Raw genomic sequence first — 13365 nt, 5'->3', positions numbered from 1 at the left:
GCCCACCAGGGCGCAGACACACGGAAAATCAAGTCTGTTCCCACGGCAGCCCGTCGAAGCGCCAGCCGTTCTTCGTGCTGCGATGCCGCGTTTCATCCATGTCGCCTTCGAACCCGTACACCACGTTATAGACCTCGGGAAAACCGTATTTTTCGAGGTAACGCCCGGCATCCGCCGACCGGCGCCCCGAGCGGCAGATCAGCACCACCGGGCGATTGGCCGACGCCGCCTTGCGCGCGTGGCCGAGAAAATCCGGATTGACGTCCCAGTCCGGGCCGTCCTGCCAGGCGATATGGATCGCGCCGGTCGGATGGCCGACGAAAAGATATTCGATTTCCGAGCGGCAATCGATGAACACGGCTTCGGGATGCTGCTGTAAAAAAGCATGCGCTTCGGTTGGGTTGAGCTGCTTCATGCCGGACTCCTGTGCAATCGTGTTCCCACCATAGCAGCACTTGCCCGATGCTGCCCGCCAGGGCGAAAAAAACCTGCCAATGCGGGGTCCGGGTGCGTTGCGACGGCGTTCAGCGTGCGTTGCGCCAGCGTACCCAGCCCGCTCCGCCGGATTTCCCCCTGTCTAGAGTCGGACTGCAGCGGCAGAAACACGTTGAGCCCTTGCCAGACGCAGCGGGCTGGGGCCGACCTTATATAATGCAGCGTTCCCTGCTTCTGCCGACCGCCATGTCCCGCACCGCACAGCTCCATTCCCTGCTCGCCCAGCGCATTCTCGTCCTCGACGGCGCGATGGGGACGATGATCCAGTCGTACAAGCTCACCGAAGCGGACTATCGCGGCGAGCGCTTCGCCGATTTCGCACACGATCTGAAGGGCAACAACGACCTGCTGTGCCTGACTGCGCCCGCCATCATCAAGGAAATCCACGCCAAGTATCTAGCCGCCGGCGCCGACATCCTCGAGACCAACAGCTTCAACGCCACCTCGATTTCCATGGCGGATTACCACATGGAGCATCTGGTGCCGGAACTCAACTTCGCCGCCGCACGCCTTGCGCGCGAGGCCGCCGACGAGGCGACTGCGGCCAATCCCGCCAAGCCGCGCTTCGTCGCCGGCGTGCTCGGCCCGACCTCGCGCACCGCCACCATTTCGCCCGACGTCAACGACCCCGGCTTTCGCAACGTCACGTTCGACCAGCTGCGCACGGCCTATCTGGAAGCGATCGACGGCCTGGTGAAGGGCGGCGCCGACATCCTGATGGTCGAAACGATTTTCGACACCTTGAACGCCAAGGCCGCGCTGTTCGCCATCGAGGAATATTTCGAGATAAACACGCTGCGGCTGCCGGTGATGATCTCCGGCACCATCACCGACGCCTCCGGCCGCACCCTGTCGGGCCAGACCGGCGAAGCGTTCTGGAATTCGGTGCGCCACGCCCGGCCTTTGTCCATCGGGCTGAACTGCGCGTTGGGGCCGGATCTGCTGCGCCAGTATGTTGACGAGCTCTCCAGCAAGGCCGACGTGTTCGTTTCGGCCCACCCCAACGCCGGCCTGCCCAACGCCTTCGGCGAATACGACATGGGCGGCGACGAAATGGCGGGGCACATCGGCGAATGGGCACGCGCGGGGCTGCTCAACATCGTCGGCGGCTGCTGCGGCACCACGCCCACGCACATCGCGGCGATCGCGCAGGCGGTCGAAGGCGTGGCGCCACGGGTGCCGCCTGTGCTGGAGCCCGCGATGCGCCTCTCGGGCCTTGAGCCATTTAACGTCGGCAAGGACTCGCTCTTTGTCAACGTCGGCGAACGCACCAACGTCACCGGCTCGAAAGCGTTTGCCCGGATGATCCTCGAGGGCCGCTACGACGACGCCCTGTCGGTGGCACGCCAGCAGGTGGAAAACGGCGCGCAGGTAATCGACATCAACATGGACGAGGGCATGCTCGACGCCGAGGCGGCGATGGTGCGCTTCCTGCTCCTGATCGCCTCCGAGCCCGACATCGCGCGGGTACCGATCATGCTCGACTCGTCGAAGTGGAGCGTCATTGAAGCTGGCCTCAAATGCATCCAGGGCAAGGGCATCGTCAATTCCATTTCCATGAAGGAAGGCGAGGCCGAGTTCATCGAGCGGGCGAAGCTGTGCCTGCGCTACGGCGCGGCGGTGATCGTGATGGCCTTCGACGAAACCGGCCAGGCCGACACTTTCGCGCGCAAGACCGAGATCTGCGCGCGGGCTTATAAGCTCCTGACCGAGACGGTCGGCTTCCCGGCCGAGGACATCATCTTCGACCCGAATATTTTTGCCGTGGCCACAGGCATCGAGGAGCACGCCAACTACGCGGTGGATTTCATCGAAGCCACCCGCTGGATCCGCCAGAACCTGCCGCACGCCCACATCTCGGGCGGGGTATCGAACGTGAGCTTCTCATTCCGCGGTAACGACGCGGTGCGCGAGGCGATCCACACCGCCTTCCTGTATCACGCGATCCAGGCCGGCATGGATATGGGTATCGTCAACGCCGGCCAGCTCGGCGTCTACGCCAACCTCGACCCCGAGCTGAAGGAGCGCGTCGAGGACGTGCTGCTGAACCGCCGGCCCAAAGGTTCTGATAAGGACAGCGCGACCGAGCGGCTGGTGACGTTTGCTGAGAACGTCAAGGGTGGGGCAAAGGAAAAGGTCGAGGATCTTTCCTGGCGCCAGCTGCCGGTGAACGAGCGGCTCAGCCATGCACTGGTGCAGGGCATCACCCAGTACATCGTCGAGGACACCGAGGAAGCGCGTCTTCAGTCCGAGCGCCCGCTGCACGTGATCGAGGGCCCGCTGATGGCCGGCATGAACGTGGTCGGCGACCTCTTCGGCGCCGGCAAGATGTTCCTGCCGCAGGTGGTCAAATCCGCCCGCGTGATGAAGCAGGCGGTGGCGCATCTGCTGCCTTTCATCGAGGCCGACAAGCAGGTGGGCGACGCGCAGAGCGCGGGCAAGATCGTCATGGCCACGGTCAAGGGCGACGTCCACGACATCGGCAAGAACATCGTCGGCGTGGTGCTTGGCTGCAACGGCTACGACATCGTCGACCTCGGTGTCATGGTGCCGGCGCAGAAGATCCTCGACGCCGCAAAAGAGCACCAGGCCGACATCATCGGCCTGTCCGGCCTGATCACACCTTCGCTGGAGGAAATGGCGCACGTCGCCAGGGAAATGCAGCGCCAGGGTTTCAGCCTTCCGCTCCTGATCGGCGGCGCCACCACTTCGCTGGCGCACACCGCAGTGAAGATCGAACCGAATTACGAACACCCCGTGGTGTACGTGAAGGACGCCTCGCGCGCGGTCGGCGTCTGCACCCAACTGCTGTCGCGCGAACTGCGCGACGCCTTCGCCGCCGAAATCAGAGCGGACTATGCCAGGACGCGCGAACGGCATCTCAAGCACAAAACCGACACCGTGCGCCTGTCGCTGGCCGAGGCACGCGCCAACAAGTTTCCCGTCGACTGGGCCGCCTACACGCCGCCCGCGCCGAAGCAGCCGGGCGTCCATGCGTTCAAGGCCTACGACCTGGAGAAGCTCGCCGATGCCATTGACTGGACGCCGTTCTTCGCCTCCTGGGAACTGCACGGCAAGTTCCCGAAAATCCTCGACGACGAGGTGGTCGGTACCGAAGCAACCAAGCTCTACAACGATGCCCGGGCGATGCTGAAGCAGATGATCGCGGAGAACTGGGTGGAAGCGCGCGCAGTGTTCGGCCTGTTCCCCGCCAACACGGTGAATGACGACGACATCGAGGTGTACACCGACGAGTCGCGCGCAAGCGTGCTGCTGACCTGGCACAACCTGCGCCAGCAGATGAAAAAGCCGGAAGGCCGCGCCAACCTCTGCCTCGCCGACTTCGTCGCGCCCAGGGCCAGTGGGGTGAAGGATTATCTGGGCGCCTTCGTGGTCACCGCCGGCATCGGCGAAGACGAGCGCGCCCTCGCATTCAAGGCCGCGCACGACGACTATTCCGCAATCCTGTTCAAGTCGCTGTGCGACCGCCTCGCCGAAGCCTTCGCCGAGCACCTGCATCTGCGTGTCCGCCGGGAATTCTGGGGCTACGCCAGCGAGGAAGCACTCGCCAATGAGGACCTGATCGCGGAGAAATACCAGGGCATCCGCCCCGCGCCCGGCTATCCCGCCTGCCCCGAGCACAGTGAAAAAGCGCCGCTGTTCGCGGTGCTCGACGCCACGGCCCGCATCGGTGTGGAACTGACCGAGAACTTCGCCATGTGGCCGGGTGCCGCGGTGTCGGGCTTCTATCTGTCGCACCCCGACAGCCAGTATTTCGCGGTGGCGAAGGTCGCGCGCGACCAGGTCGAGGACTACGCGCGCCGCAAGGGCTGGACGCTGACGGAAGCCGAGCGCTGGCTGGCGCCGAACCTGGGCTACCAGCCAGGCTGATTCAGCACGGCGGGGCTTACCAGCCCTGCCGTAGCACTTTCTCCAGCCAGAACAGTCCGATCACGGTCTTGGTCTCGCAGATGCGGCCGTCGCGCACCCAGTCCATCGCCTCGCCGAACGGCACCCTGAGAATTTCCAGGAATTCGTCGGGGTCGCGGCCGTGGTTGCCCTCCGTGAGTCCGCGCGCCAGATAAAACGCCAGCCGCTCATCGGAATAACCGATGCAGGGATAGATGGAGGTGAGTTCACGCCACTCGGACGCGGTATAGCCGGTTTCCTCTTCCAGTTCGCGCTTGGCACAGGTGAGATCGCCCTCGCCGGAATCGATCTTGCCGGCCGGCAGCTCGATGAAATCGCGATGCAGCGGGTAGCGGTGCTGACGCTCGAGCAGCAGGTCGCCGTTGTCGAACAGCGGAATGACGACGACGGCGCCAGGATGGACGATGTATTCGCGCGTCGATTCGCCGCCATCGGGCAGGCGCACCCGGTCGCGTTTGACGTGCAACAGCCGCCCCTTGAAGACGGTTTCGCTCGCCAATCCGGTTTCGGTGAGATCGGGGATATCGTTTTTCATGCCCGCGATGATACCGAGCGTGGGCAAAAAAATGCCGGATTCTTGCGAACCCGGCGAAACAAGGGAAACCCCTCGTTGCGGAGAACTTCCAGCTTGTGGTCAAACCACAAGCTCGTTCATCCTACGAAGGTGTGTGCCGGCTGGCTATACAACTTTAGTTGTAGGAAAAATGCAACTCATTGTTTATGTTGAACTAATTTTTCACGCAGCGCGGAATACTGGCGCCGGCTCACCATCAAGCGCTCGTCCAGCCCGTCCAGGCGCAGAAAATGACCATCGTCCTCGCCCGGCAGCTTGCCGATTTCGCGGATGCGCGCGCTGGCGACCAGGCAGTTGCGGTGGATGCGCCGAAAAGCGTCGCCGAACTCGCTCTCCAGCCGGACCAGCGATTCCTCGATGAGAAATTCTCGGGCGGCGGTGCGCACGGTGACGTATTTGAGTTCCGCCTTGAGATAGAGGATATCCGCCATCGGGATCAGCACGATACGGCCTTTCTCGTTGACCGACAGATGGGTGCGTGCCTTCGGATGGGCTTCGCGCAGATGGTCAAGTGCGGTGGCATTCAGCCGGTGCGCCCGCGACAGGGCGCGTACCAGACGATCGGCGCGCACCGGTTTCAGCAGATAGTCGACCGCATTCAGGTCGAAGGCCTGACAGGCATAGGCATCGTAGGCGGTGCTGAAGATGATGGCGGGCGGCACGGCCAGCCGGTTGAGGTGGGCGGCGCATTCGAGGCCATCCATGCCGGGCATGCGGATGTCGAGTAATACCACGTCGACCGGTTCCTGCTGTACCCGATCCAATGCATCCAGCCCGTTGTCGGCTTCGTCGACGATGTCGGCCGGCAACTGGGTGGCGCAGTCCGCCAGCACGTCGCGCAAACGGCGGCGTGCGGGCGCCTCGTCATCGACGATGAGGACGCGCAGGGGCAGGTTGGGTGCGTTCACGGGTATAGGGAATGACGATATGCACTTGATAAACGGCGCCCAGCGGCTCCAACTTGAGCTGCGCGTCGAGATCGAAGTGCAGCAGCAGGCGCTCGCGGATATTCGCCAGAGCGATGCGGTTGCCCTTGTGGCGACCGGCATCGGCGGCGATCGGATTGCGCACCACGATGTGGACCTTGTCGACGCTGCGGTAAATGTTGAGGCTGATTTCGCCGCCGTCCGCCAGCGGCTCGATACCGTGGTAGACCGCGTTTTCCACCAGCGGCTGGATCACCAGCGGTGGAATCAGCGCGTCTGCCGGCATTTTATGGGTGTGCCAGACCACCCGCAGGCGGTCGCCCAGACGCAACTGCTCCAGTTCCAGATAAGCACGGGTAAGCGCGACTTCGTCCTCCAGCGGCGCCAGCTGGCTGGCGTTGCCCATCAGCGCACGGAACAGGTCGGCCATGTTTTCCAGCGCGTGTTCGGCCCGGTGCGGGTCGCTGCGCACCAGCGACAGCACGGCATTCAGGCTGTTGAACAGGAAATGCGGGCGGATGCGCGCCTGCAGGGCCTGCAGCCGCGCCTCGGTGATGGCGGGCGAAAGCGCCCGGGCACGCAGGTTGAAATAGGCCAGCAGGCCGGCACCCAGCAGCAAGGCGAACACCGCCACGCCGGCCGGCGGAACCGGCTGGGAACCAGCCAGCAGCGGGCTGAGCCACAGCGTCGCCAGCACGGGAACCGCCATGCCAAGCAACAGTGTGAATCCCACGCCCATGCGATACGGCAGTCCGCGCAGCCAGCGTTCCGCTGCGCACAGCGCAAGCAGGGTCAGCAGCAATGCAGGCTGCGCCAGTGCAGACAGGGCGACGAATTCCGCCCAGAAGGCCGGGACGTCCGCCGCGCGCGCCGCCACCCCGGCGACCAGCGCCGCCTCGGTCGTCAATGCGATGCGCAGGCTCACCCCCATATGACAGAAGTTCGGCAGTTCGACCTGCCGGTTGTTATGATTCCTTCTTTTCATTCCCCGCTTCCGCCCCCATGAGCACGTCATCGACGCCGCCCGCCGCCTGGTCCGGCCGATTTTCCGAGCCGGTTTCCGAAATCGTCAAACGCTACACCGCGTCGATTCCCTTCGATTATCGGCTCGCCGAGTTCGATATTCAGGGTTCGCTGGCGCATGCCGCCATGTTGCACCAGGTCGGCGTCCTCGGCGAGGAGGATCTGGCGGCGATCCGCCGCGGCATGGCCGAACTGCTGGCCGAGATCCGCACCGGCCAATTCGCCTGGTCGCTCGACAGGGAAGACGTCCACCTCAACATCGAGGCCGCGCTGACCGCGAAAATCGGCGACGCCGGCAAGCGCCTGCACACCGGCCGCAGCCGCAACGACCAGGTGGCGACCGACATCCGCCTCTACCTGCGCGACGCCATCGACCGCATCCTGGCCGGCATTCGTGCCTGCCAGTCCTCGCTGGTCGACCTGGCCGAGGCGCACGCCGACACCGTGATGCCCGGCTTCACCCACCTGCAGGTGGCGCAGCCGGTCACCTTCGGCCATCACCTGCTGGCCTATTTCGAGATGCTGGCGCGCGATGCCGAGCGCCTGACCGACTGCCGCCGCCGCGTCAACCGGCTGCCGCTGGGCGCCGCCGCGCTGGCCGGCACCAGCTATCCGATCGACCGGGAATATGTAGCCCGCGAACTCGGCTTCGAAGCGGTGTGCGAAAACTCGCTCGACGCCGTCTCCGACCGCGACTTCGCCATCGAATTTGCCGCCGCCGCCGCGTTGGTGATGACCCACCTGTCGCGCCTGTCGGAAGAACTGATCCTGTGGATGAGTCCGCGCTTCGGCTTCATCGACCTGGCCGACCGCTTCTGCACCGGCTCGTCGATCATGCCGCAGAAAAAAAACCCGGATGTGCCCGAACTGGTGCGCGGCAAGACCGGGCGGGTCAACGGCCACCTGGTCGCGCTGCTGACGCTGATGAAAGGCCAGCCGCTGGCCTACAACAAGGACAATCAGGAGGACAAGGAGCCGCTGTTCGACAGCGTCGACACGCTGACCGACACCTTGGCGATCTACGCCGACATGCTGCGCGGGGTGACGGTCAAGCCGGAGGCGATGCGTGCCGCGGTGATGCAGGGCTTCGCCACCGCCACCGATCTGGCCGATTATCTGGTGAAGAAGGGGGTGCCCTTCCGCGATGCGCACGAAGTCGTGGCACGCGCGGTACGCGCGGCGGAAGCATCCGGACGCGATCTGGCCGACCTGCCGCTCGCGGAACTGCAGGCCTTCAGCCCGGTGATCGCGGACGACGTCTACGCCGTGCTGACGCTGGAGGGCTCGCTTGCCGCCCGCGACCATCTCGGCGGCACTGCACCGGCCCAGGTGCGCGCGGCGATTGCGCGCGCGCGACAGCGGATTTAAGAACTCAACACCGGATCGAGTGCAAGCGGCGGCGCATGCTCGCGGCAGATCCGCCGCACCTCGGGACTGGAAAGCTTTTCCTGCAGCAGCCCGCAGAAATAGCTGCGCGGCCCCAGCCGCTGATTGTGACGGCAGGTGGCGCACACGCCGAAGCTGCGTTTGCCGCTCTGCGCCTGCACCTGCACCAGCACCTGGCGCAGCACCACCATCGCCGAACTCACCCGCGCCGGACTGGCCGTCTGCACGATGTCGCGCCAGGCACCGCCGGCGGAGAGCGTCTTCAAGAGCGTAGTGCCGCCTTCGGCCAGAATCAGCCGCACCACCCGGCCGTCGCGCGGGTCGGCATAGCGCGAGATCAGCCGGCGGCGCGCCAGCACCAGCACGGTCTGCGACACCGTGCCCTTGGTCAGGCCGAGGTATTCGGTCAGCGCCTGCGGCGTGTTGCTGAAGCGGTTGGCCTGGTTGAGATAGAACAGAACCTGCAGGTGCACCGGCTGCAGCCCTTGCGCCGCCCCTGCCTGCCGCAAGTCGGCCCGGGTCAGCAACGACAGCCGCTCGACCAGATCGAACAGGGTGAGCGCCTGGCTTTTCAAACTTCAGCCTGGATCAGAAGCGGACCATGACGCCGCCCTGCGCCGCGATCAGCGCGGCCAGCTTGTCGTGGAGCGGCTCGCCGCTCTTGGTGTCGGCCCAGCCCGCGCCCTGCGGCTTGAAGTGGAAGCCGCCCGAGCGTGCAGCCACCCAGATTTCGCGCGCCACGCCATGACGGTTGATGATGATCTTGCTGCCGTCGTCGAACTCGACCTCGATGATGCCATCGGCCGGCGTCTCGAAATCCAGATCGGCGTCTTCCAGCACCTGCTCGATGCGGGCCAGGGTGGTGCTGGCGGCCTGGTTGAATTCAATTTCAGTCATGATGTCCCGTGCTAACATTTCGCGCATGAAACTGCGCACCCTATATATAGTGTCCCTGTTGCTGTGCGGGCTGGGGCTGACCGCCTGCGGCTCCAAGGGTGACCTGTATCTTCCCGAAAAACCTCCCGCACCGCAACGGACTCCCAATTGAATACCCTGCATCGCATCAACGGCCGCCTCCAGCTTGAAGGCGTGGCGCTGGACACGCTTGCCGAGCGTTTCGGTACGCCACTCTATGTCTATTCCCGGCAGGCGCTCGAAGCCGCCTACCGGGCCTACGCCGAAGCGTTCGCCGCCACCCCGCACCTGATCTGCTATGCGGTCAAGGCCAACTCGAACCTGGCGATCCTCAACCTGTTCGCCCGCCTCGGCGCCGGCTTCGACATCGTTTCCGGCGGTGAACTCGCCCGCGTGCTCGCGGCCGGCGGCGACCCCGGCAAGGTGGTGTTCTCGGGCGTCGGCAAGACAGTCGGTGAGATGCGCGCCGCGCTCGATGCCGGCATCCTCTGTTTCAACGTCGAATCGGCCAGTGAACTGCAGCGGCTCAACCGCGTGGCGGGCGAGTCGGGCAGGATCGCGCCAGTGTCGTTCCGCGTCAATCCCGACGTCGATCCGAAGACCCATCCCTATATCTCCACCGGACTCAAGGAAAACAAGTTCGGCGTACCGGTTGCCGATGCGCCGGCGCTGTATCGCCTGGCTGCCGACCTGCCGAACCTGAAAATCACCGGCATCGACTGCCACATCGGCTCGCAGCTGACCGACCTGTCGCCGCTGGCCGATGCCGCAGATCGCGTGCTGGCACTGGTCGACAGCCTGGCTGCCGAAGGCATCGCGCTGCATCACATCGACCTCGGCGGCGGCGTCGGCATCCGCTACCGCGACGAGACGCCACCCGACCTGGCTGCCTACGGCCGCGTGCTGGCGGCACGTTTTTCCGGGCGCCGGGAAAGATTGCTGCTGGAACCTGGGCGTTCGCTGGTCGGCAACGCAGGCCTGCTACTCACCCGCATCGAGTATCTGAAACCCGGCACAGACAAGAATTTCGCCATCGTCGACGCGGCAATGAACGACCTGATGCGTCCAGCGCTGTATGAGGCATACCACGACATCGTCGCCGTCGAACGACGAGAAACCCCCGCGCAGCGCTACGACATCGTCGGGCCGATCTGCGAAACCGGCGACTTTCTTGGCTTTGCACGTGATCTGGCAATCGAGGAAGGCGACCTGCTGGCGCTGCTTTCGGCAGGTGCCTACGGCATGAGCATGGCGTCGAACTACAATTCACGCCCACGTGCAGCCGAAGTACTGATCGACAAAAACGAAATCCACCTCATCCATGAACGTGAAACACTGGCCACCATGATGGCTGGAGAACGGCTTTTTGATTGACTTCCAGCGAAGTCGGCCACGCGTTCACTTCTCCGTTTTTGGTATCGACACGATACATTTTGCTTGACCGCGACATTTTTCATTGAATTACGCCCGTAAGTCCTTGACTATCCATTGAACCCAAAGAAAAAGTAACTAGAATGAAGCTCACCAAGCGGAGCCCCGGTATCGCCCGTGTTTAGCGGGTTTCGGACAAGCCAGTCGCCTGTCGGTACCACGCTTTGGAAGTGCAAACTCTGACTGCACGTGACTTCAAGCTGTAGTGATAAGTGGATGTGTTCAACTTCTAAGGAGTGACAGATGGCAACAGTGAGAAAACCCGCCGCTAAGCCGGTGGCCAAGAAGGCGGCTCCAGCCGCCAAAAAACCGGCGGCCAAGCCCGTAGCCAAAAAAGCCGCCGCCAAACCCGTAGCCAAAAAAGCTGTGGCAAAACCAGTAGTCAAAAAAGCCGCGGCAAAACCGGCAGTCAAAAAAGCCGCTCCGGCTAAAAAGGCTGTCGCCACTAAAAAACCGGTAGCCAAGACCGTAGTTAAAAAAGCTGCCGCCAAGCCTGCAGCCAAAAAAATTGCGGCAAAACCGGTAGCCAGGAAAGCCGCCCCGGCAGCCAAAAAACCGGTTGCGAAAAAAGTGGTCGCCGCCAAAAAACCGGCAGCCAAGCCCGTAGCCAAAAAAGCCGCTGCAAAACCGGCAGTCAAAAAAGCCGCTCCGGCTAAAAAGGCTGTCGCCGTCAAAAAACCGGTAGCCAGAACAGCTGCCGCAAAACCGGCGGCAAAAAAGCCGGCAGCAAAACCGGTAGCCAGGAAAGCCGCTCCGGCAGCCAAAAAACCGGTTGCGAAAAAAGCGGTCGCCGCCAAAAAACCGGCAGCCAAGCCCGTAGCCAAAAAAGCCGCTGCAAAACCGGTAGCCAAGAAAGCCGCTCCAGCTGCCAAAAAACCGGTTGCGAAAAAAGCGGTCGCCGCCAAACCCGCGCCGGCTCCTGCATCGGCGCCCGCACCGGCGGTACCGGTCATCAAGCCCTTCGGGCTCTAACAGGTCGGGCATTGCCCAATCTGAAACGGGGGCTTGTCCCCCGTTTTTATCAACGCGACCGGGGATGCGTTCCCCGTTTCATGCCCCCCTCGACGAGTTACAGCCGGCTCCGCATGTCTGAAGATCCGGCCTGCACGAAGCGGTTGCGTGCAGCCTGCAGCAATACCGCACCCCACGGCAGGCGCAGGGCCAGCAGCAGTGCAAGTATCCCTCCATAGATCAGTGGCTCGGTCAGATCTTTTTTCACCAGCCACAGGTAGTGGACCACTCCCAGCAGGGCAATCAGGTAAACCAGGCGATGCAGCCGCTGCCAGCGGCGGCCCAGGCGGCGCATCATGGCATGGGTCGATGTCACCGCGAGCGGGACAAGCAGAATGAAGGCCGCGAAGCCGACGGTAACGAAAGGCCGCTTGACGATGTCCTTGGCGATAGCCGCCAGATCGAAGAATTGATCCAGCCAGATATACGTGACGAAATGCAGGCAGGCGTAAAAGAAGGCGAACAGCCCCAGCATGCGCCGGTAGCGGAGGAGATCGGCCTGTCCGGTCAAGCGCCGCAGCGGAGTGACGGACAGCGTCACCATCAGCCCGGTCAGCGCCCAGGTGCCGGTGGAATGGGTGACGAACTCGATCGGGTTTGCCCCCAGACCGCCGACGCCCCCCAGATATACCAGCCGCGCCAGCGGCAACAGGCACATCAGGAAGACTCCGGCCTTAAGGGTGCGCAAGGCGGTGGGCATCAGAAGAATTTTTGCAGATCCATGCCTCGATACAGTTGGGCAACCTGTGCGCCATAGCCGTTGAACATCAGCGTATCGCGCTTGGACAGTTCGCCGATGCGGCGCTCCCTGGCCTGGCTCCAGCGCGGATGGTCGACCTCGGGATTGACGTTGGAATAGAACCCGTACTCGCGCGGCGCGGCCGCCATCCAGGTGGTCAACGGCGGCTTTTCGACGAAGCGGATTCTGACGATGGATTTGGCACTCTTGAAGCCGTATTTCCACGGCACCACCAGCCGGATCGGCGCGCCGTTCTGGTTGGGCAGCACCTCGCCATAGAGGCCGACAGCCAGGATCGCCAGCGGATGCATCGCTTCATCCAGCCGCAAGCCTTCGAGATAGGGCCAACTCAAGATGCGCCGGCGCAACCCCGGCATCTGCTCGGGGTCGTTCAGGGTCACGAACTCGACATATCTGGCGTTGCCGGTGGGCGCCGCACGCCGGATCAGTTCCTTCAGCGGGAACCCCACCCAAGGGATCACCATCGACCAGCCTTCGACGCAGCGCATCCGGTAGACGCGCTCTTCCAGCGGAGCGAGTTTCAGCAATGCATCGATGTCGTAGGTTTTTGGATTGGCCACCTCGCCCTCAACCGCCACCGTCCATGGGCGCGTTTTCAGGCTACCTGCGTTTTCCGATGGATCGCCTTTGCCGGTGCCGAATTCGTAGAAATTGTTGTAGGTGGTGACGTCCTTGTATGGCGTCTTGTCTTCGTCGATGCTGTAGGCGCTGGCGCGCACGCCGGCCAGTTTGACGCCGGCCCCGGCTTCGGGTGCGACGCCCAGAATGGCGCCCGCCGCCAGCGCACCCATGCCCTGCATGAAGCGGCGGCGTTCCCGGTAGATTTCAGGCGGGGTAATTTCGGACGAGACGATATCGTTCGGGTGGAGTATCGGCATGATGAAATCCTGTGAAAAATAGTACCCCCTGAAACC

General features: G+C 63.5%; 13 protein-coding genes. 5 read left to right on the top strand and 8 right to left on the bottom strand.

Going from position 1 to position 13365, the window contains the following annotated elements; translation table 11 throughout:
- Positions 1 to 28 precede the first annotated feature (28 nt).
- Positions 29 to 415 carry a rhodanese-like domain-containing protein gene (locus B059_RS0103875; RefSeq protein WP_018076930.1) on the bottom strand — a complete coding sequence of 129 codons (387 nt, stop codon included), beginning with the start codon at positions 413 to 415 and terminating at the stop codon, positions 29 to 31.
- Positions 416 to 681: 266 nt separating this feature from the next.
- On the opposite strand from B059_RS0103875, the gene metH reads away from it, so the two are divergent.
- Positions 682 to 4386: a methionine synthase gene (gene metH, locus B059_RS0103870; RefSeq protein ID WP_026177297.1), complete on the top strand. Its 3705-nt coding sequence runs from the start codon at positions 682 to 684 to the stop codon at positions 4384 to 4386.
- A 16-nt stretch (positions 4387 to 4402) separates the two neighbouring features.
- Here metH and B059_RS0103865 read toward each other — a convergent pair whose 3' ends face one another.
- From B059_RS0103865 to B059_RS21200, 3 genes are all read right to left on the bottom strand, one after another.
- Positions 4403 to 4960 (bottom strand): NUDIX domain-containing protein, encoded by a 558-nt coding sequence (locus B059_RS0103865; protein ID WP_026177296.1) that lies wholly within the window; start codon positions 4958 to 4960, stop codon positions 4403 to 4405.
- Positions 4961 to 5136: 176 nt separating this feature from the next.
- Positions 5137 to 5907, bottom strand: coding sequence for a LytR/AlgR family response regulator transcription factor (locus B059_RS0103860; RefSeq protein ID WP_026177295.1), 771 nt, complete (start codon positions 5905 to 5907; stop codon positions 5137 to 5139).
- A complete protein-coding gene (locus B059_RS21200; protein WP_026177294.1) occupies positions 5864 to 6910 on the bottom strand; it encodes a sensor histidine kinase in 1047 nt (348 codons plus the stop codon). Before B059_RS21200 ends, B059_RS0103860 begins: the two co-directional genes overlap by 44 nt.
- Positions 6911 to 6927: 17 nt before the next feature.
- Here B059_RS21200 and argH point away from each other — a divergent pair, with 17 nt between their 5' ends.
- The gene (argH, locus tag B059_RS0103850; protein WP_018076926.1) at positions 6928 to 8316 is read left to right on the top strand and encodes an argininosuccinate lyase; all 1389 of its coding nucleotides are present in this window, start codon (positions 6928 to 6930) and stop codon (positions 8314 to 8316) included.
- On the opposite strand, the gene B059_RS0103845 is transcribed toward argH, so the two are convergent.
- Both B059_RS0103845 and cyaY read right to left on the bottom strand, forming a co-directional pair.
- Positions 8313 to 8909 (bottom strand): MarR family winged helix-turn-helix transcriptional regulator, encoded by a 597-nt coding sequence (locus B059_RS0103845; protein ID WP_018076925.1) that lies wholly within the window; start codon positions 8907 to 8909, stop codon positions 8313 to 8315. The genes argH and B059_RS0103845 overlap by 4 nt on opposite strands.
- A 13-nt stretch (positions 8910 to 8922) precedes the next feature.
- A complete protein-coding gene (cyaY, locus tag B059_RS0103840) occupies positions 8923 to 9231 on the bottom strand; it encodes an iron donor protein CyaY (protein ID WP_026177293.1) in 309 nt (102 codons plus the stop codon).
- Here cyaY and lptM point away from each other — a divergent pair.
- The 3 genes from lptM to B059_RS20215 all read left to right on the top strand — a co-directional run bounded on the left by lptM (position 9125) and on the right by B059_RS20215 (position 11652).
- Entirely contained in the window at positions 9125 to 9382 is a 258-nt protein-coding gene (lptM, locus tag B059_RS21760; RefSeq protein WP_419184830.1) for an LPS translocon maturation chaperone LptM, read from the top strand. The genes cyaY and lptM overlap by 107 nt on opposite strands.
- On the top strand, positions 9379 to 10623 hold the full coding sequence (gene lysA / locus B059_RS0103835; RefSeq protein WP_018076923.1) for a diaminopimelate decarboxylase: 1245 nt from the start codon (positions 9379 to 9381) through the stop codon (positions 10621 to 10623). Before lptM ends, lysA begins: the two co-directional genes overlap by 4 nt.
- 300 nt (positions 10624 to 10923) lie before the next feature.
- On the top strand, positions 10924 to 11652 hold the full coding sequence (locus tag B059_RS20215; RefSeq protein ID WP_081601575.1) for a histone: 729 nt from the start codon (positions 10924 to 10926) through the stop codon (positions 11650 to 11652).
- 97 nt (positions 11653 to 11749) lie between these two features.
- On the opposite strand, the gene B059_RS18600 is transcribed toward B059_RS20215, so the two are convergent.
- Positions 11750 to 12391: a protein-methionine-sulfoxide reductase heme-binding subunit MsrQ gene (locus B059_RS18600; RefSeq protein ID WP_018076921.1), complete on the bottom strand. Its 642-nt coding sequence runs from the start codon at positions 12389 to 12391 to the stop codon at positions 11750 to 11752.
- Positions 12391 to 13329 (bottom strand): protein-methionine-sulfoxide reductase catalytic subunit MsrP, encoded by a 939-nt coding sequence (gene msrP, locus B059_RS0103820; protein WP_026177292.1) that lies wholly within the window; start codon positions 13327 to 13329, stop codon positions 12391 to 12393. The genes B059_RS18600 and msrP overlap by 1 nt, the downstream gene beginning before the upstream one ends.
- Positions 13330 to 13365 lie beyond the last annotated feature (36 nt).

The sequence above is a fragment of the Thiobacillus denitrificans DSM 12475 genome (assembly GCF_000376425.1).
Taxonomy (GTDB): Bacteria; Pseudomonadota; Gammaproteobacteria; order Burkholderiales; family Thiobacillaceae; genus Thiobacillus; species Thiobacillus denitrificans.
Note: the sequence above shows the minus strand (reverse complement) of the source record. Positions and strands in the feature narration are given on the sequence as shown.